Genomic DNA, 19,665 nt, shown 5'->3' on the forward strand with positions numbered 1-19,665 from the left:
CAAGGGCAAATTTGGCAAAATCATGATTTTACAATGAATCTATCTAGTATCTTTACCAATTATGGGAGCTGTATCCTTCATTATATCGCCAAAATTTATTCATCATTTGTATACATACTTTAAAAATAATATATGTCCAAAAAAAAGACCGCCAAAACAATTAAGTCTCGGCAGTCTTCTTCAATCTATTATAGATTTGGATACATTGGGAATTTGCTAGTTAACGCTTCTACACGCTTACGTACTTCTTCTAACGCAGCTTCATTTTCATGATTTTTTAATGTATAAGCAATAAGTGACGCAATTTCATCCATTTCTTCTAAACCGAAACCACGAGATGTTACAGCTGCTGTACCGATACGTACACCACTTGTTACAAATGGGCTTGCTGTTTCAAATGGAATTGTATTTTTGTTCACTGTAATACCAACTTCATCTAATACGTGCTCTGCTACTTTACCTGTGATTTCTAAGTTACGAACATCAATCAAGATTAAGTGATTGTCTGTTCCGCCAGAAACAAGTGTAAGTCCTTCTTTTTGAAGACCTTCAGCTAAGCGGTTCGCATTGTTAATGATATTTTGTGCATATGTTTTGAAATCATCTTGAAGTGCTTCACCAAATGCAACAGCTTTTGCAGCGATTACGTGCATAAGTGGACCACCTTGAATACCAGGGAAGATTGATTTATCAATTTGTTTTGCAAATTGCTCTTCACATAAAATCATACCACCACGCGGACCACGTAACGTTTTATGTGTTGTCGTTGTAACGAAATGTGCATGTGGTACTGGATTTGGATGTAAACCAGCAGCTACTAAACCTGCGATATGTGCCATATCAACCATTAAATAAGCGCCCACTTCATCTGCAATCTCACGGAATCGCTTGAAATCGATAACACGAGGGTATGCACTTGCACCTGCAACGATTAATTTTGGTTTATGTTCTTTCGCTTTTGCTAATACATCATCGTAATTAATACGGTGAGAGTCAGCATCCACGCCATATTCTACGAAATTATATTGTACTCCACTGAAGTTAACAGGGCTTCCGTGTGTTAAGTGACCACCATGAGATAAGTTCATACCAAGTACTGTATCGCCTTGCTCTAAAATCGTGAAGTATACTGCCATGTTCGCTTGTGCACCAGAGTGTGGTTGAACATTTACGTGCTCTGCGCCGAAAATTTCTTTCACGCGATCACGTGCGATATCTTCTACTACGTCTACGTGTTCACAGCCACCATAGTAACGTTTTCCAGGATATCCTTCAGCATACTTATTCGTTAAAACAGAACCTTGTGCCTCCATTACTGCTTCACTTACGAAGTTTTCCGAAGCAATTAACTCAATCTTTGAACGCTGTCTTCCTAGTTCTGCCTCAATTGCAGCAAATACCTTTTCATCTTGACGTTTTAAATGATCCACCAAAATCCCCCTTTTCTGAACGAATTACATCGATTCCCAACAGTTTTTTCTTATTTATTCAGAAAAAACGAAAATTCAGGTTGTAATTCTTTCGAACCTTCATGTTTTCAACTACATTCTAACATGACTTTCTATATCATAAAAGAAAAAAAAGACCGAAAATCGGTCTTTTCTTTCTTCTATTATAAAGTCAGACAACATACCTTTTACCTTATGATAAACAGGTACTATATGACTTTCTAATTTCTCATATTTAACGGCAAGTGGTAGTCTCTTCCACTGCCGCATAGACAGCACGTGCTCCACCAATTAGTTTTCCACGTGTTTTGGCCATCGTTACATGCGCACTTCCAATTTCCTTCACACTTGTACGAACCGGAACAGCTACATGCTTTAAATGCATACCGATAAATGTATCACCAATATCCATTCCTGCATCAGCTTTAATAAACTCAACTACTACCGGATCTTTCAAATTGTGATACGCGTATGTCCCCAATGCACCACCTGCTGATCTAACAGGCGTAACTGTTACAATTTCAAATTGATATTTTATCGCTACTTCTCTCTCAACTACTAAAGCACGGTTTAAATGCTCACAACATTGAAACGCTAATTCAATACCTGTTTGCTCTTGAAATTGTTTTAACTCAGAGAAAATCGCCTCTGCTACTTCCATCGTTCCTGATGTTCCAATTCTTTCGCCTAGCACTTCGCTCGTGCTACAACCCACTACAAAAACTTGACCGCTTTGTAATGAAGCTTGTTCTTGGAAATCAGAAAGCGACATTTGTAGCTGTTCTCTTACCTTTACGATTTCTGTCATTACGCCTCTTCCTTTCACAGGTTGGTTCACCAAATTATATTTCACACTACTGATAGTTAGAATCTATTACTTTGTTTCGTATGTTTTAATTTTTCCTACGCGGTTTTCGTGACGACCACCTTCATAATCAGTTGTTAACCAGATTTTCGCGATATCACGCGCTAAACCAGCACCAATTACACGCTCGCCCATTGCTAGCATGTTAGTGTCATTATGCTCTCTCGTCGCTTTCGCGCTGAAAGTATCATGAACTAACGCACAACGGATACCATTTACTTTGTTTGCTGCGATTGACATACCAATGCCTGTCCCACAAACTAAAATACCACGATCTACTTCACCATTCGCTACCATTTCAGCTGCTGGAAACGCAAAGTCAGGGTAATCAACAGAACCAGCTTCACATTCACAACCTAAATCAATATATTCAATATTTAACTCTTCTAATAAACTTACAAGTTCTTTGCGGATATTCATACCGCCGTGATCAGATGCTATTACTACTTTCATTTTTACCCCTCCAAAGTTTCAATCAATTATCTTCATTTCACACTCGCTACCTCATATAGGAAGAAGTGATCTCCAATATCGTATTATACACGAAACATCAACCTACTGAATGTTTTTTCAGTAAAGTTTGTACAAGTTTTTCCATCTCATCTAACGTTTCTTTATAAATAGAAAGCGAGCCTCCAAATGGATCTGAAATGTCCTTGCCTATACCTTCAGTTAATCCATATAACGTATTTAATTTCTTTTCAACGCTCGGATAATGCCCAAGTACAATTTGCTTATGGTTTTCTGTCATCGTTACGACAATATCAGCCCAATCAAGCAAAGTTTCATTTACTTGCTGCGCCGCATGATCAATTGAAATTCCTTTTTCAGCTAAAGCTTCCTTCGCATGTACCGATGCATCGCTCCCAGGATAGGCGAAAACACCAGCAGATTGCACTTCAAACTTATCTCCTCCGTGATGACGAAGCAACGCCTCAGCCATTGGACTACGACATGTATTGCCAGTACAAACAAATAACACTCGTTTCATTCAAACCCACCCCTATATTCGATTTCTTATCATTCATCATAACTTACATTAGAATAGAACAAAAGAAATGTGAATATACAAAAGGCGCATTTCTCTTATATTTTTTCTAAGAAAAATGCGCCTTATCCACATATATGTGAAACCCTATTTCCAAGTGCCTAGAGTATTTTAACATACATACTGAACACGCAACAAAAATAAGGAATCCATTTCATACGAAACGGATTCCTCTTATATTGCAATTATTTCATTGTAACTTTCATTACTTCTGTTGAACCTTTTGTAGCTGCTACGCCTACAGTTGTCTTAATAGACTCAGCTGCATCTGTGTTTGTAATAACAATTGGAGTAATTGTGCTTTTCGCTTTTTCACGGATTAATTCTAAGTCGAATGAGATTAATTTATCTCCAGCTTTTACAGCTTGGCCTTCAGAAACGTGAGCTTCGAAACCTTCGCCTTCCATTTTTACAGTTTCTAATCCAACGTGGATTAAAATTTCTGTACCGTTTTTCGCTTTAATTCCGATAGCATGTTTTGTGTGGAATAATTGTACGATTTCACCATCAACTGGAGATACAACTACACCTTCAGTAGGATCAATTGCAACACCGTCACCCATCATACGACCAGCAAATACTGGATCTGGTACTTCTTCAATATTTTTCACTGCTCCAGTTAATGGAGCTACGATTGTTTCTTCATTTGTTTTTGAACCAAGACCGAATAATTTTTTAAACATAGGATAGTCCTCCTTATAATTTACCTAAAAGTTTATAGGGCAATCCCTAGTAAAGCTCGGGATACATGTAAGACTTCATACTTCGAATATTATACTGTAAAAACGCTTTCGAAATAAATTACGTCATTACTAATAGACTCTTATTGTAGCGCTTCACAAAATTCCAGTCAATTCTGATTGTCTGAATAACAATTAGAAGTTAACTTCTATTTATATTTTCTCTTTTTTTGCCCAACTTGTCTAGAGGTCTTTACTACATTTTATTTTTTGTTGTTAATTTGTAAAATTTAATTCAAACTTTTTTCAAAATCTACTTGACTATAGTAAGTAACTATTTTATTATTACTTACATAAGGTAAGTTAATAACTTTTAGGAGGTTTTTAAAAATGATGGATTTCGGTCTACTTATTATTCGTCTTATTATAGGAATTACATTCATGGGTCATGGCGCTCAAAAATTATTTGGTTGGTTCGGCGGTTACGGTTTAAAAGGAACAGGTGGCTGGATGGAGTCAATCGGTTTACGTCCTGGTGTATTTATGGCATTTATGGCTGGCGCAACTGAATTACTAGGTGGTTTCTTATTCGCATCAGGTATTTTCATTGTAGTTGGTTCATTATTTATCGTTGGAACAATGTTAATGGCTATCTTCACTGTTCACGGAAAAAATGGTTACTGGGTAACACAAAACGGATATGAATATAACTTAATGTTAATCGCTGTTGCTGTTGGTGTAGCTTTAATCGGACCTGGCGCATACGTTTTACTTTAATTTTTATCTCAAATTTGAGATTCTTGAAAAAGAACTTACTTCATTACAATTGAAGTAAGTTCTTTTTATGAAACAAAATATTATTTCCAGCAGGATTTTCTCATCGTTATCTTGTAAACAAACAATAAGTATTCATATTTAGAAAGGGGATTACAAGCATGTTATCCATTAATCCAAATGAACAAACTGAAAAAGATAATTACAAATTACTTACTGGAAGTATCATCCCTCGTCCTGTCGCATTCGTTACTTCTGTAACAAAAGAAGGTGTACTAAACGGAGCACCATATAGTTATTTCAATATTGTCGCTGCTAATCCACCACTTATCTCAGTATCTGTACAACGAAAAGCAGGAGAAAGAAAGGACACTTCCCGAAACGCAATTGAAAAAGGAGAATTTGTCGTACATATTTCTGACGAATCATATGTAGCAGCAATTAACGAAACAGCAGCTAACCTCCCGCCAAATGAAAGTGAAATTGAACTAGCAAAACTAACACCAATTGAAAGTGAAGTCATCTCCGTTCCAGGTGTAAAAGAAGCAAATATTCGAATGGAATGCGTATTAGAACGTGCAATTCCACTTGGCGGAACGGAAGACTCACCAGCTTGTGATCTACTAATTGGACGCGTCGTTCGTTTCCACGTTGCCGAACATCTATATGAAAAAGGGCGCATTCACGCCGAAGGACTCAAACCAATAAGCCGCCTAGCAGGACACAACTATGCAAAATTAGGAGAACAATTTGAATTGGTTAGGCCAGTTTAAAAGCGAAAGCGGCTCGCTCAGAATGGGAGGGGGATGGAGCTTCTGACGTAGAGGCGCTTTTTGCCTCGCAGGAAGACGCGAAGCCACCGACCATTCTAGCCGCTGGAGCTAGATATATCTAAAAGCGGAAGTGGCTCGCTCAGAATCGCAGGGCACTTCAAGCTCTCGACCTTGAAGCGCTTTTTGCTTCATGCGAAGAGCTAGCCGCTGGAACTGGATATATTTAAAAGCAATGGGGCTAGATTCCTCCCATCACTCAAATATAAAATCCCCTGCTTTTTAGCAGGGGATTTTATATTTGTAATTCTTCCTTCTTTTCCTCTAAAGTAGGCATTTTCTCTTTTTTCGGCTTCCCTAGCTTAATTACGAAGAAGTATAGGGAAAGCAATGTAATAAGAAAAACAATTAAAAACGGGTACGGAGAGTAAAAGGCACGCGCCGCCTCAGTCTTTCCCGCAACAAATTTCAATGACTCAATATCTAAAAACTCAGCAAACATTTGTACACCGAGCATACTAAACCAAAAAACAAAAAAACTAATAATAATACCAAAAACTTGCTTCAATCTCGTCATTCATCTCATCCTTTCTATATCTGTAATTTTTAGCGTAATAAATATAGTACAAACAAAATATTCACAGAAAGGAACTATCTCACCATTCACGAATTAACTTAATCCAACCTAACATCGAAATTTGCAAAATAATACCCCAAATTATAAGTCTTCTTAGCCATCGAGGAAAGAAGGTTAAAAATTTAACATACCATTCCAATAGCTTGTTCATAATTCCCTCCTACATAAAATTATATAGGAAAAAGGATATATAATCCAAACCCAACCAAAATGATACCACCTACTATCTCACCGTATGTACCGAGCATATCTTTCGCATGTCTCCCAATTAATAAACCAATCCACGCTAATAACATGCTAACAAATCCAAACAGTAAAATCGTAATAATTGTCTGTGCTCCATAAATACCAAGACTAAGCCCTACTGAGAAACTATCTATACTGACGCCAAATGCAAATACGAATAAACTAATTCCAATAGGGGCAGTTCTAGTCTCTTCATTTTGTAAAATGGTCGAATATACAATATAAAACCCTAGTCCGATTAATAAAATAGCACCCGCAAAATGTGCGATATCTCCATATTTCTCTGATAAAAAACGACCTAGTACCATTCCTATAAACGGCATAATAATATGAAATATACCTATCGTCATACCAATATACAGGATTTGTCTTAACTTTAGGGGCATCATCCCCATACCAAGACTCACCGAGAACGCATCCATCCCTAAGGCGAATGCCATAATTATTAAAGGTATTAGCTGTTCAAACGTCATTCATGCCCCTCCTTGGACGTGCTACTTCACAATATGCTTATCCAAGGAGAAATATTCTGTTTGCTAATCTTACCTTATCATTCAATAATAATATGATGTCCTGCCGCTTTTGTTAAACGATTCATAATTGCATTCCCTATTCCTTCATTAGGGAATGACTCACTAAAAATAACATCCACTTCACTTGCATCAAATGTTCTAAGTACATCATATAATTTAGTCGCAACGCTAGCTAAGTCACTTCTAACACCACAAGATAATATAACATCTGCACTATATACATACTGGTACTCTTCTGTCGTTAATACGCCTACTTTAAATCCTTCTTTCTTTTTCTCATCCACAAGATGCTGAATAAACTCACGTGAGCCCTCAACAATACTAAGTGGTGCTTTCGGCGCATAATGTGTGTATTTCATTCCAGGCGATTTCGGTTTTTCCTTCTCATCCTTTAAAGCTGGATCTAAAGAAACAGTACCTATCACCGCTTCTAATTGTTCTTTCGTAATCCCACCTGGACGTAATATTGTTGGAACCGTGCTTGTACAATCAATTACAGTTGATTCAACGCCTACTCCAGTTGCACCACCATCAACAATACCTGCAATCTTCCCATTCAAATCTTCATATACGTGAGAAGCTAATGTTGGACTTGGACGCCCTGAACGATTCGCACTTGGTGCCGCAACAGGTACATTCGCCTCTTCAATAAGAGCAAGTGCAATTGGATGATCAGGCATTCTTACTCCAACCGTATTAAGTCCTGCCGTCACCTTCTCTGAAATTCCTTCTTTTCTCGGCAAAATAATTGTTAATGGTCCTGGCCAAAAATGCGCCATTAACTTCTCTGCAACTGGTGGAATTTCTTTCACAATCCCATCTAACTGAGATTTTGTACCTATGTGGACAATGAGTGGATTATCACTCGGTCTTCCTTTCGCTTCGAAAATTTTCGCGATTGCTTCATCATCCATCGCGTTTGCCCCTAACCCATATACTGTTTCCGTAGGGAAAGCAACCGCCTCATTTTCTCTTAATAATTTTGCTGCTTCTTGTAACTGTGGATAATATTTTTTTCTTTCCACAACATTATCCACAACCCACATATTTGTATGCATTTTTTTCCACGTCCTTTTCTAGCCTTAAATACTTGTCTATTTTTAGTTTACTATGAGATTTATCCAAAAGACAAACAAGGTTTATCCACAAAATGTGGATAAACCTAATTAATCCGTGGATAACTTTGTGAATAGCTGACAATTTAGTATTATTGCATTCTGCTCTTTTATATTTTTACAAAAATGTTCTAGCTGTTGAATTCCCTCTGGAACCTCATCCTTTTCTATAGTAAAAAAGTCAAAGAACTGAAAGATCGGTACAGATTGTGGATGATTTGTTAGTAAGTACAATTGTTGAACACTTTTTTCTTTCATATACTGCAAAAACATTTCAAAAAAATATAAGAAAGTCTGTTTATCCACATGAGGTGTGAATAAACAAGAACGAATAAGTACATCTTCCCCACTTTGTTCATAACCAATTACAGCTCGTATTTCTTCCGCCTCTTCCAAAATCATAAATTGTGCGTACAACTCATTTATTTTATCATCTTTTTTATTAGCTTGTCCGAAAAAAGAATGTAATCTTTCCACATCTGCTTTCGTAGCAAAATACACTTTCTTCATAATAAATCCCTCCTCATTTTTATATATGAGGAGGGATTTATTAATAGTACTATTTAGAGAATAAAGATGTAAAAGCTTCTACAATAAACAATTTAACTTCTGGCTTTTTTTCTTCCTCTTCTACTTTTACATACTCATTTTGCTTTTCTTGTTTTTTCTCCACAGGTTTCTCCACTTTTTCCACATTTTTTGTTTCTTCTTTACTTACAGGCTGCTCTTCGACTTTTGTTTCATTTTTCACTACTTTCTTTTCAGAAGCTGTTACTTTTTTTACTGCTTCCCGCTTTACAACTTTCGTTTCTTTTACCTTATCCACTTTATTCTCTTCTGTATCTACTACTTCCTCATCTAGTTGTACCTGCTCCTCTTCAGGAGATTCCGCCTTCACAACGTGCTCTTCTTTTCTTACAGCTGTCCCGCTCGAAAAATCTAAGAAACACATCGGTGGAAATAATACACACCACCAGTTTGCCCCTTCACCTTCCCCAATTGTAATTAAGACTGCTTCATATTCCCCTGCCGGATAAATAAAATTCCCATATACCTTTGTAGGAAACTTTACATTCTTACTAAATTTCACTTGAAATGAATCTTTACTTCCTTCTCTTTTTAACGTATTTTCCACCGTTTTCTCGATTTCTGGAATATGACTTTGAATTACTTTGCGTGCCTCTTCAAATGAAGTTAAATCCGCTACCCATCCATCAATTTGTGCTTTTACTTCATCACGCACTTTACGCTTCAATGCCTGGTCTTTATCTGAATCACTATTTGCTAAAATTCTTAATCGAACGGCCTCTTTCGGAATAACTGAAGGCCCTTTCGCATCAGCTTTCATATATCCAAACTGCACAAGTAACTGTGCACCAATTAATAGTATAAGAAGATAAGCAATAACTTGTTTTTTCATTTCCTCCACCGTCCCTTCTACAAACAGTGTGGACAGACTTTCATCTTTCTAAACTATTAAATTCAAAATCTATATGAATTTTCCCACAAAAAAATAGAGTAAGGTGTGAACCTTACTCCATCTCTGCAAATACCATACGATCTTTTCCGTTAATATCGAAAACAACCTCAACATGAGCATGTGGAAAAGCTTGTTGTAACAATCTTTTTACATCCTCACCTTGTCCTACTCCAATTTCAAACGCCACAATCGCTTTCTTCTGCAACACATTCGGCAATTCTTCCATAAAACGGCGATAGAAATCTAATCCGTCTTCACCACCAACAAGTGCTCTCTTCGGCTCATGCTCTTTCACAACAGGAGAAAGACCACGCCAATCCTCTTCCGGTATATATGGAGGATTTGAAACAACAACATCTAGCTTTTGACCCGTTTTATGAAATGGTGACAATAAATCACCGTGATAGAACGTTACTTCTGCACCTAAAGCTTTTGCATTTTCTTTTGCAACTTCAATCGACTCTTGTGCAATATCTACTGTATACACATGAAGATTTTTATTTTCTAAAGCAAGCGTAATAGAAATCGCTCCACTACCTGTACCTATATCTGCTACATGTAGTTTCTCATCACCAAAATGGCGCTCGATTCTTTCTAATACTCCCACTATAAGCTCTTCTGTTTCCGGCCTTGGTATTAATACTTCTTCATTCACAAAGAAAGACCGTCCATAAAACATTTCATAACCAATCATATATTGAATAGGAATACCTTCTACATGCTTATGGATAAACTCCGTAAAGCTTTTCTCTTGTTCCTCAGTTATTTCTTCACGCATATTCATAAGTAATCCTGTTCTGTTCACCTTTAATACATGACAAAGGACAATTTCTCCCGCATTTTCATCTCGTCCATTTTCCTGTAAAAAAGAAGAAGCCCATTTCAGGGCTTCATAGACACGCATTACTCAGCTGCCTCCATCTTTTGAGCCTGATCTTCCATCACTAAGGCATTGATGAAATCATCTAACTTACCTTGTAAGATTTGATCTAGCTTTTGAATCGTTAAACCGATTCGATGGTCTGTAACACGGTTTTGCGGGAAGTTATACGTACGAATACGCTCTGAACGATCTCCCGTACCAACAGCTTGTTTACGGTTTTGATCATACTCAGCTTGCGCTTCTTGTCTAAACTTATCATAAACACGTGCGCGTAATACTTTCATCGCTTTTTCTTTATTCTTGATCTGTGATTTCTCATCCTGACAAGATACAACTACACCAGTCGGTAAATGCGTTAAACGCACCGCTGACATCGTTGTATTAACGCTCTGTCCACCAGGTCCACTAGAAGCGAATGTATCAACACGAACATCTTTCTCATGAATATCAATTTCTACTTCTTCTGCCTCTGGTAATACAGCTACAGTTGCTGTAGATGTATGAATACGTCCACCAGATTCCGTTTCAGGAACACGTTGTACACGGTGAGCACCATTCTCGAATTTCAGCTTCGCGAAAGCACCTTTACCATTAATCATAAAGATAATCTCTTTATATCCACCTAACTCTGTATAGCTAGCCTCAATAATCTCCGTTTTCCAGCCCTGTACCTCAGCGTAACGGCTATACATACGGTATAAGTCACCAGCAAATAAAGCTGCCTCGTCTCCACCAGCAGCTCCACGAACCTCAACGATAACGTTCTTATCATCATTAGGGTCTTTTGGAACAAGTAAAATTTTCAGACGCTCTGATAATGTTTTATCTTGTGATTCTAACTCAGAAACTTCTTCTTTTACCATTTCACGCATTTCTGCGTCTAACTTATCTTCTAACATTGCTTTCGCATCTTTTAATTGCTCACGAACATCCTTATACTCACGATACACCTCTACCGTTTCCTGTATATCAGACTGTTCCTTTGAATATTCACGAAGCTTATTTGAATCACTAATAATCGCTGGATCACTTAACAATTCATTTAACTTCTCATAACGATTTTCTACAGCTTGCAAACGATCTAACACATCATTCACCTCTACATCCTAGTATCTAATACAAATAGTATATGGTACTTACTCAAAAAAACGCAAATTATATTTAAAAGCGCAAGCGGCTCGCTCAGAATCGCAGGCCATTGGAGCTCTCGACCTTGAAGCGCTTTTTGCTTCGAGCGAGAGAGCGAAATGGCCGGAGATTCTAGCCGCTGGAGCTAGATAATATATTTAAAAGTGGCGGTGGCTCTTTCAGCTCTGACCAACTAAGGTTCTTTCGACCTAAAGGTGCTTTTTACCTTTCGGGCGGAAGGTTCTTAGATGCGAAGAGCTAGCCACCGGAACTAGATATATTTAAAAGCGCAAGCGGCTCAAACCGCTCATTCTCTCTATTTTGAAAAAAACCCGCCTTGCGCAGCGAGTTTTACTTATCTTTGTTTGCAGGTACTGCATGACAATGACGACAACGTGGTTCATACGATTCTGAAGCTCCAACTAAAATAATTGGATCATCAAATGCCGCTGGTTCTCCATCAATTAATCGTTGTGTACGACTTGCTGGAGATCCACATACAGAACATACTGCTTGTAGTTTTGTCACATGTTCAGCAATCGCCATCAGCTGAGGAACTTGTCCAAATGGTAGACCACGGAAATCTTGGTCTAAACCAGCTACAATGACACGATAGCCACGATTTGCCAATACTTGCACCACTTCCACAATGTCCCCATCAAAAAATTGCACCTCATCGATTGCAATAACATCCAGCTCTTCTGTAATATGTTCAAATATATCCTTTGAAGCTGAAACAGGAACTGCTTTTACCTTTAATCCGTTATGTGATACAACATCTTCTTCACTATATCGATTATCAATACATGGTTTAAATACAATTGCATGTTGTTTTGCAAATTGCGTACGGCGCACACGGCGGATTAGCTCTTCTGACTTGCCAGAAAACATACTACCGCAAATCACTTCAATCCAGCCATTTTGATTTATTAAGTACATGAAGCTCTCCTTTCATCTACTTTTCAGTTAAAAGTAGGGTAAAGGTATAATATTTTCGCAAAAAAAACAGACAAGCGAATACATACACTTGCCTGTTTTATGTTTTTATTACTTAAGACCGTATTTCTTATTGAAGCGGTCAACGCGTCCGTCTGCAGTAGCAAACTTCTGACGTCCAGTGTAGAATGGGTGAGAATCAGAACTGATCTCAACTTTTAGTAATGGATAAGTGTTACCATCTTCCCACTCAACAGTTTCGTTAGATCCTTTAGTAGATCCGCTTAAGAATTTGAAGCCTGTGTTTGTGTCCATGAATACAACTTTCTTGTAATCTGGGTGAATTCCTGCTTTCATTCTTTTCATCTCCTTCCGCCCTGAATCATTTTCGAAACAGAGTTTTTCATCTTCAGCTGCATACACAACTATATTGATGAAACACATATGATGAAATTATAACAAGGCTAACTTCATTTTGCAACTACCTGTTTTTGTCTTTTGAAATTAAAAGTGTAGACGGCTCGTTTAGCTCTGACTGGCTAAGGTTCTCTCGCACAAAAGGTGCTTTTTACCTTTCGGGCGGGAGGTTCTTAGACACGAAGAGCTAGCCGTCGGAACTAGATACAATTTAAAAGCAGAAGCGGCTCGTTCAGAATGGGAGGGGGATGGAGCTTCTGACGTAGAGGTGCTTTTTACCTCGTAGGAAGACGCGAAGCCACCGACCATTCTAGCCACTGGAGCTGGATATTATCTTAAAAGTGGAGGTGGCTCGCTCAGCTCTGACCAGTTAAGGTTCTTTCGCCCTAAAGGTGCTTTTTACCTTTCGGGCGGAAGGTTCTTAGATGCGAAGAGCTAGCCACCGGAACTGGATATCATTTAAAAGCAGAAGCGGCTCGTTCAGAATCCAGGACACTTCGAACTCTCAACCTTGAAGCGCTTTTTGCTTCATGCGAGAGAGTGAAATGACCGGAGATTTTAGCCGCTGGAGGGAGCTCATCCAGCTCTGACTGGCTAAGGTTCTCTCACTTATCTCTCTCTTTAATATCACCTAAACAGCATAAAAAACTCGCTTACTATAAAATAAGCGAGTCCTGATTTTTTTCCCTTTACTTAGTTGTTACATACCTTTTCGAGTCTGCAACAATGTTTTGTAAAAACTCTTCATTTGTCTTCGTTTGACGAAGCTTACGTAAGAAACTTTCAACAAAGTCTGGTGTATCACGCATTGTCTTACGAATGCCCCATAACTTGTCTAAATGTTCTTTTGGAATTAATAGATCTTCTTTACGTGTACCAGAACGACGAATATCAATCGCTGGGAAGATACGACGTTCAGCTAATGAACGATCTAAGTGAAGTTCCATATTTCCAGTTCCTTTAAATTCCTCGTAAATAACATCGTCCATACGTGATCCTGTATCAACAAGGGCTGTTGCTAAAATTGTTAAGCTACCGCCTTCTTCAATATTACGTGCAGCTCCAAAGAAACGCTTCGGTCTATGGAAGGCAGCTGGATCGATACCACCTGATAATGTTCTACCACTTGGTGGAATAACGAGGTTGTAAGCTCGAGCTAAACGGGTAATACTATCCATTAAAATGATAACATCTTTCTTGTGCTCTACAAGACGCATCGCACGTTCTAACACAAGCTCAGCTACTTTAATATGATTTTCTGGTACTTCATCAAAAGTAGAACTTACAACATCTCCTTTAACAGAACGTTCAATGTCTGTTACTTCCTCTGGACGCTCATCAATTAAAAGTACAATTAGTTCTGCTTCCGGATGATTTGTTGTAACACTGTGCGCGATTTCTTTTAATAGACTTGTTTTACCAGCCTTTGGAGGCGCAACAATTAAACCACGTTGTCCAAATCCAACTGGTGCGATTAAATCCATGATGCGTGTCGGTAACTTTTTCGGTTCCGTTTCCAATTTCATTTGGCGATCTGGGTATAATGGTGTTAATGCAGGGAAATGCACACGCTCTTTTGCTGAATCTGGATCATCTCCGTTTACAGCTTCAACTTGTAATAACCCAAAATAGCGTTCATTTTCTTTCGGAGGTCGTACTTTACCAGAAACCTTATCTCCATTACGTAAATCGAAACGACGAATTTGCGAAGCTGAGATATAAATATCTTCTGAGCTTGGAGAATAGTTGATAGGACGTAGGAATCCAAATCCTTCTGATTGAATAATTTCTAATACGCCTTCCATGAAAAAGAAACCTTCTTTTTCTGCTCGAGCTTTCAAAATAGAAAAAATCAGCTCTTTTTTCGTTAACTTGCTATAATACGAAATCTTAAATTCTTTCGCAAGCTCGTATAACTCTTTTAATTTCATGTTTTCTAATGCTGCAATTGACAAATTCATTCAGACACCACACTTTAACGTTATTCTCTTTTTTCATGGGTAAAGGGAAAAAATACGGAAGGCAAATAATTAATAATGAAAGGCAATAAGTTCAAGTAGGGTAATATTCACTATTGTAACCCTTTTATCTAGTTTTAATCAATACGTTGGAACACAAATACAAGAAGCGAAGACAAGAAAATTTGTCTTCGCTTCTTATTTAATTTAGTTCCAGCTCCGATAGTTAGAAAGATCGACCATTTTAACCTTTCTGAAGGAGCTGCTTACGCTTTTTATTTAATCTAGCTTCAGCAGCTAGAAGGGTCGGTGGCTTCACTTCTTCCTCCCATTCTGAACAAGCTGCTTACGCCTTTTATTTAATCCAGCTTCAGCAGCTAGAAGGGTCAGTCATTTCACCCCTTCCTGCGAGGCACAAAACGCCTCTTCGTCAGGAGTTCCAATGCCTTCCCCTTCTGAGCAAGCCACCTCCGCTTTTTACTTAATCCAGCTTCAGCAGCTAGAATGGTCGATGGCTTCACTTCTTCCTACGAGGCAAAAAGCGCCTCTACGTCAGAAGCTCCATCCCCCTCCCATTCTGAACGAGCTGCTTACGCTTTTTATTTAATAACCAAGTTTGGTTTTTTATTCAAGCTATGACGTCCATCCACGAAGCGAACTGTGCCTGATTTTGCGCGCATAACAAGGGATTGCGTTGTTCCTACGCTACCTTTAAATTGAACACCGCGTAATAGTTCTCCATCTGTTACGCCTGTTGCTGCAAAGATTGCATCGTCACCTTTTACTAAGTCCTCCATGCGAAGGATACGATTAATGTCTTCTATGCCCATTTTTTTACAACGTGCTAATTCAGCTTCGTTTTGTGGCAATAGTTTTCCGTGAATTTCTCCACCTAAACATTTTAAAGCAACTGCTGCTAATACACCTTCAGGTGCTCCACCAGACCCAAATAAAATATCTACACCTGTACGATCAAACGCTGTATTAATCGCTCCAGCTACATCTCCATCATTAATCAATTTAATGCGCGCACCAGCTTTACGAATTTCTTCGATAATTTCTTGATGACGTGGACGATTTAAAACTGTCGCTACAACATCTTCAATATCTTTATTTTTCGCTTTCGCAACTGCACGTAAGTTATCAATAATAGGCGCATCAATGTCGACCGCCCCAACTGCTTCTGGGCCAACCGCGATTTTATCCATGTACATGTCAGGGGCATGTAACAAATTACCGTGGTCTGCAATTGCAATGACAGCAAGAGCATTCCAGCCACCAGCTGCTACGATGTTTGTCCCTTCTAAAGGATCAACCGCAACGTCTACACGTGGTCCATATCCTGTACCTAATTTCTCTCCGATATATAGCATTGGTGCTTCATCCATCTCACCTTCACCAATTACAACTGTACCTTTCATCGGAATTGTATCAAATACATCACGCATAGCTGATGTTGCTGCACCGTCTGCCTCATCCTTTTTCCCGCGCCCCATCCAACGCGCTGATGATAAAGCTGCAGCCTCTGTTACACGTACTAACTCCATAGATAAACTTCTTTCCACGATAATCCCTCTCCTTTAAGCCTTTATATTTCTGCCGTATTTTGTGAACCGTGTTTTTCTATAAAGTGTACTTCCGCAAGTAGTGATGCTTCGCTTCCCCCTTGCGGAAGTATCACTTATGCGTTCTTCATTTCTTCAATTTCTTGCTTTGTCATTTGTTCTCGCCAAATGTTTGCACCAAGCCCTTTAAGCTTGTCCACTATATTCTCATAACCTCGATCAATATGCTCAAGTCCTGTTACTTCTGTAATTCCATCTGCCATTAACCCTGCAATAACAAGTGCCGCTCCTGCTCGTAAATCACTCGCCTTCACTTTTGCACCTTGCAGTAACACAGGACCAGTTACAATTGCCGAACGACCCTCTACTTTAATTTGAGCATTCATACGACGTAGTTCATCAATGTGTTTGAAACGGGCACCGTAAATTGTATCTGTTACAACTCCCGTCCCGTGTGCCTTTGTTAAAAGCGTCGTAAACGGCTGTTGTAAATCCGTTGGAAAACCTGGATATACAAGCGTTTTGATATCAACTACTTTTAACTTTCTATTACCGTTCACCGTAATTTGATCATCGTTCGTTTCAACTTGAACACCAGCTTCTCTTAGCTTTGCAGTAACTGATTCTAAATGCTGAGGAATAACGTTATCAACCGTTACTTCTCCTCCTGATGCAGCTCCTAGAATCATATACGTACCAGCTTCAATACGATCTGGAATGATAGTATGGTGACAACCATGTAAAGAGTCAACACCATCTATTCGGATTACATCAGTACCAGCACCTTTAATACGTGCTCCCATGCTTGTTAACAATGTAGCTACATCAATGATCTCAGGCTCTTTCGCTGCATTTTCAATAACAGTTCTACCTTTCGCTCGTACAGCTGCTAGCATAATATTAATCGTAGCTCCTACACTAACAACATCTAAATAAATACGTGCCCCGCGTAGCTCATCTGCTCTTAAATAGATGGCACCTTGTTCATTCGTAACATGTGCACCTAGCGCTTCAAACCCTTTAATATGCTGATCAATCGGCCTCGGTCCTAAATGACATCCACCCGGAAGCCCAATAACAGCTTTTTTAAAACGGCCAAGCATTGCACCCATTAAATAATAAGAAGCGCGCAATTTTTTCACTTTTCCATTTGGCAAAGGCATTGCAACCATGTTAGAAGGATCGACTACCATCTCTTCCTCCTGTCCATAAGTTACTTTCCCTCCAATTTCCTCTAGTAAGTCTCCTAACATTTTCACGTCCGAAATATTAGGGACACCACCAATAGTTACTGGAGTATCTGCTAAAATTGTCGCTGGAATTAATGCAACGGCACTGTTCTTTGCACCACTTACTCGAATTGTTCCATTTAAAGCTCTTCCGCCTTCAATTAGCAATTTTTCCATATTGAGCTCCCTTCTTGTGAATGTATTTACTTTCTATCTTTTTATAGAAAGCTCCCCTTAAGAATCTCAATTACTCTTTCCATCCCAAAACTCAATAAATAGGAAACCATTATCTTCATTTCTCCTGTAGCACGAATAGATAAAGATCAACTATTCATCGAATTCACTTTATCAATTTAGATACGTTATCACATTTATTAATAGGACTATGCACATTATTTTCTATTTAAAAACCAAAAATGATAAAATCTTTAGACTTGTTCACGCTTTCATTATACAACGAAAGGAAACCGTCTAAAAGACTAGACGGTTTCCAAAACGGAATTTTATTCTTACGCTTTACCGTTAGAACCGAATTCGCGAATTTTACCAATAACAGTTGCTTTGATAGCGTCGCGGCCAGGTCCGATAAATTTACGAGGATCGTAAACTTCTTGGTCTTTGTTTAATACTTCACGAACAGCTTTTGTAAACTCGATTTGGTTCTCAGTGTTTACGTTGATTTTTGAAGTACCTAAAGAGATAGCTTTTTCGATATCAGCAGTTGGGATACCAGTACCACCATGTAATACTAAAGGTACGCCAGTGAAGTCACGAACTTGTTCCATTTCAGCGAATCCTAAGTTAGGCTCACCTTTGTAAGGACCGTGTACAGAACCTAAAGCTGGAGCTAGGCAATCGATACCTGTTGCTTCAACAAGGTGCTTACACTCTGCTGGGTCAGCGTAAATTACGCCTTCAGCGATTACGTCGTCTTCTTGTCCGCCAACTGTTCCAAGCTCAGCTTCAACAGATACGTTACGAGCGTGTGCGTATTCTACTACTTGTTTAGTAGTTTCAACGTTTTCTTCGAATGGGTGGTGAGAAGCGTCGATCATTACAGATGTGAAACCTGCATCAATTGCTTCTTTACATTTTTCGAAGCTTGAACCATGGTCAAGGTGAATCGCTACAGGAACAGTGATGTTCATTTCTTCGATTAAAGCTTTAACCATAGCTACAACTGTTTTGAAACCAGTCATATGACGAGCTGCACCCTCAGATACACCTAGGATTACAGGAGATTTTTCTTCTTCCGCAGCAGCTAAGATAGCTTGAGTCCACTCTAAGTTGTTCATGTTGAATTGACCAACTGCGTATTTTCCTTCTAGTGCTTTGTTTAGCATTTCTTTCATAGAAACTAAAGGCATGGTGAATCCTCCTAAAAAACGTTTTTTGTATCCGATAAGTTCTTATCGCTGGTAGTATGACCAGAATAAGGTAAAATATGTATATCTACATACCGGACTTTTTTCTACACTCAATAGGATAACAACTTGTACTCAAAAACTCAACCGTATTCACCTGCACAATAGTCCATGTAAACGCTTTTTTCCATATTTTTTATAAAAAATTCATTTTTACGCCTCTACAGCGAGCTCATTTCTCACAGCTTGACGAATTTCATCAATATCAAATGGTTTAGCAAAATGCATTAAAGCTCCTAAATCTTTTGCTTCTTGGATCATATCAAGCTCTCCATAAGCAGTCATTAAAATTACTTTAATACTCTCATCAATTTCTTTTACATGCTTTAAAATCTCTATACCATCCATGCCTGGAATTTTCATATCTAACACTACTAAATCTGGATTATCTTTTTTCACGATATCTAAAGCTTGAAATCCATTCGCTGCTTGGAATGTCTGATAACCTTCTTTTTGGAACACTTCATGTAATAACACACGAATCCCATATTGATCATCAACGATTAAAATTTTACCTTCCATAATTCCC

Annotated in this window: 22 protein-coding genes; 2 read left to right on the forward strand and 20 right to left on the reverse strand. The window is 38.5% G+C overall.

Features of this window, described 5'->3' with window-relative positions:
• Positions 1–188: 188 nt before the first annotated feature.
• The 5 genes from glyA to DN399_RS26245 form a co-directional block, all read right to left on the reverse strand.
• Positions 189–1,430 (reverse strand): serine hydroxymethyltransferase, encoded by a 1,242-nt coding sequence (glyA, locus tag DN399_RS26225; protein ID WP_000349806.1) that lies wholly within the window; start codon positions 1,428–1,430, stop codon positions 189–191.
• A 253-nt stretch (positions 1,431–1,683) separates the two neighbouring features.
• Entirely contained in the window at positions 1,684–2,256 is a 573-nt protein-coding gene (locus DN399_RS26230) for a TIGR01440 family protein (protein ID WP_000136386.1), read from the reverse strand.
• 66 nt (positions 2,257–2,322) lie between these two features.
• Positions 2,323–2,766: a ribose 5-phosphate isomerase B gene (gene rpiB, locus DN399_RS26235; RefSeq protein ID WP_000869542.1), complete on the reverse strand. Its 444-nt coding sequence runs from the start codon at positions 2,764–2,766 to the stop codon at positions 2,323–2,325.
• 97 nt (positions 2,767–2,863) lie between these two features.
• A complete protein-coding gene (locus tag DN399_RS26240; protein ID WP_000832373.1) occupies positions 2,864–3,304 on the reverse strand; it encodes a low molecular weight protein arginine phosphatase in 441 nt (146 codons plus the stop codon).
• Between the two features lie 242 nt (positions 3,305–3,546).
• On the reverse strand, positions 3,547–4,044 hold the full coding sequence (locus DN399_RS26245) for a PTS sugar transporter subunit IIA (RefSeq protein WP_000473665.1): 498 nt from the start codon (positions 4,042–4,044) through the stop codon (positions 3,547–3,549).
• A gap of 387 nt (positions 4,045–4,431) precedes the next feature.
• On the opposite strand from DN399_RS26245, the gene DN399_RS26250 reads away from it, so the two are divergent.
• Both DN399_RS26250 and DN399_RS26255 read left to right on the forward strand, forming a co-directional pair.
• Positions 4,432–4,818 (forward strand): DoxX family protein, encoded by a 387-nt coding sequence (locus DN399_RS26250; RefSeq protein ID WP_000968616.1) that lies wholly within the window; start codon positions 4,432–4,434, stop codon positions 4,816–4,818.
• A 158-nt stretch (positions 4,819–4,976) separates the two neighbouring features.
• The gene (locus DN399_RS26255) at positions 4,977–5,588 is read left to right on the forward strand and encodes a flavin reductase family protein (RefSeq protein WP_000949055.1); all 612 of its coding nucleotides are present in this window, start codon (positions 4,977–4,979) and stop codon (positions 5,586–5,588) included.
• Positions 5,589–5,880: 292 nt separating this feature from the next.
• On the opposite strand, the gene DN399_RS26260 is transcribed toward DN399_RS26255, so the two are convergent.
• From DN399_RS26260 to spo0F, 15 genes are all read right to left on the reverse strand, one after another.
• A complete protein-coding gene (locus DN399_RS26260; protein WP_000197473.1) occupies positions 5,881–6,162 on the reverse strand; it encodes a DUF3935 domain-containing protein in 282 nt (93 codons plus the stop codon).
• 79 nt (positions 6,163–6,241) lie between these two features.
• On the reverse strand, positions 6,242–6,373 hold the full coding sequence (locus tag DN399_RS28505; protein WP_001037634.1) for a hypothetical protein: 132 nt from the start codon (positions 6,371–6,373) through the stop codon (positions 6,242–6,244).
• 19 nt (positions 6,374–6,392) lie between these two features.
• A complete protein-coding gene (locus DN399_RS26265) occupies positions 6,393–6,941 on the reverse strand; it encodes a manganese efflux pump MntP (protein WP_000142475.1) in 549 nt (182 codons plus the stop codon).
• 77 nt (positions 6,942–7,018) lie between these two features.
• The gene (locus DN399_RS26270; RefSeq protein WP_000557354.1) at positions 7,019–8,059 is read right to left on the reverse strand and encodes an L-threonylcarbamoyladenylate synthase; all 1,041 of its coding nucleotides are present in this window, start codon (positions 8,057–8,059) and stop codon (positions 7,019–7,021) included.
• Between the two features lie 108 nt (positions 8,060–8,167).
• Positions 8,168–8,626, reverse strand: a complete 459-nt coding sequence (locus DN399_RS26275; protein ID WP_000758437.1) for a GNAT family N-acetyltransferase — start codon at positions 8,624–8,626, stop codon at positions 8,168–8,170.
• 49 nt (positions 8,627–8,675) lie between these two features.
• A complete protein-coding gene (gene spoIIR, locus DN399_RS26280; protein WP_048534681.1) occupies positions 8,676–9,536 on the reverse strand; it encodes a stage II sporulation protein R in 861 nt (286 codons plus the stop codon).
• A 112-nt stretch (positions 9,537–9,648) separates the two neighbouring features.
• Positions 9,649–10,500 (reverse strand): peptide chain release factor N(5)-glutamine methyltransferase, encoded by an 852-nt coding sequence (gene prmC, locus DN399_RS26285; RefSeq protein WP_001267065.1) that lies wholly within the window; start codon positions 10,498–10,500, stop codon positions 9,649–9,651.
• Complete coding sequence (gene prfA / locus DN399_RS26290) at positions 10,500–11,567, reverse strand: peptide chain release factor 1 (protein WP_000887064.1); 1,068 nt, start codon at positions 11,565–11,567, stop codon at positions 10,500–10,502. Before prfA ends, prmC begins: the two co-directional genes overlap by 1 nt.
• Positions 11,568–11,958: 391 nt before the next feature.
• Positions 11,959–12,546, reverse strand: a complete 588-nt coding sequence (locus tag DN399_RS26295; RefSeq protein ID WP_000280859.1) for a thymidine kinase — start codon at positions 12,544–12,546, stop codon at positions 11,959–11,961.
• 108 nt (positions 12,547–12,654) lie between these two features.
• Positions 12,655–12,900, reverse strand: a complete 246-nt coding sequence (locus tag DN399_RS26300) for a type B 50S ribosomal protein L31 (RefSeq protein WP_000643433.1) — start codon at positions 12,898–12,900, stop codon at positions 12,655–12,657.
• 749 nt (positions 12,901–13,649) lie between these two features.
• Positions 13,650–14,921: a transcription termination factor Rho gene (gene rho / locus DN399_RS26310; protein ID WP_001053903.1), complete on the reverse strand. Its 1,272-nt coding sequence runs from the start codon at positions 14,919–14,921 to the stop codon at positions 13,650–13,652.
• 596 nt (positions 14,922–15,517) lie between these two features.
• Positions 15,518–16,483, reverse strand: a complete 966-nt coding sequence (gene glpX, locus DN399_RS26315; RefSeq protein WP_000442340.1) for a class II fructose-bisphosphatase — start codon at positions 16,481–16,483, stop codon at positions 15,518–15,520.
• Positions 16,484–16,599: 116 nt separating this feature from the next.
• On the reverse strand, positions 16,600–17,889 hold the full coding sequence (gene murA, locus DN399_RS26320) for a UDP-N-acetylglucosamine 1-carboxyvinyltransferase (protein WP_000413254.1): 1,290 nt from the start codon (positions 17,887–17,889) through the stop codon (positions 16,600–16,602).
• A gap of 332 nt (positions 17,890–18,221) precedes the next feature.
• Entirely contained in the window at positions 18,222–19,079 is an 858-nt protein-coding gene (locus DN399_RS26325) for a class II fructose-bisphosphate aldolase (protein WP_001131855.1), read from the reverse strand.
• A gap of 210 nt (positions 19,080–19,289) precedes the next feature.
• Positions 19,290–19,658 carry a sporulation initiation phosphotransferase Spo0F gene (gene spo0F / locus DN399_RS26330; RefSeq protein WP_000398594.1) on the reverse strand — a complete coding sequence of 123 codons (369 nt, stop codon included), beginning with the start codon at positions 19,656–19,658 and terminating at the stop codon, positions 19,290–19,292.
• Positions 19,659–19,665: the final 7 nt, after the last annotated feature.

Origin of the sequence: Bacillus sp. AR4-2, assembly GCF_008274865.1 — a bacterium.
Lineage (GTDB): Bacteria > Bacillota > Bacilli > Bacillales > Bacillaceae_G > Bacillus_A > Bacillus_A cereus.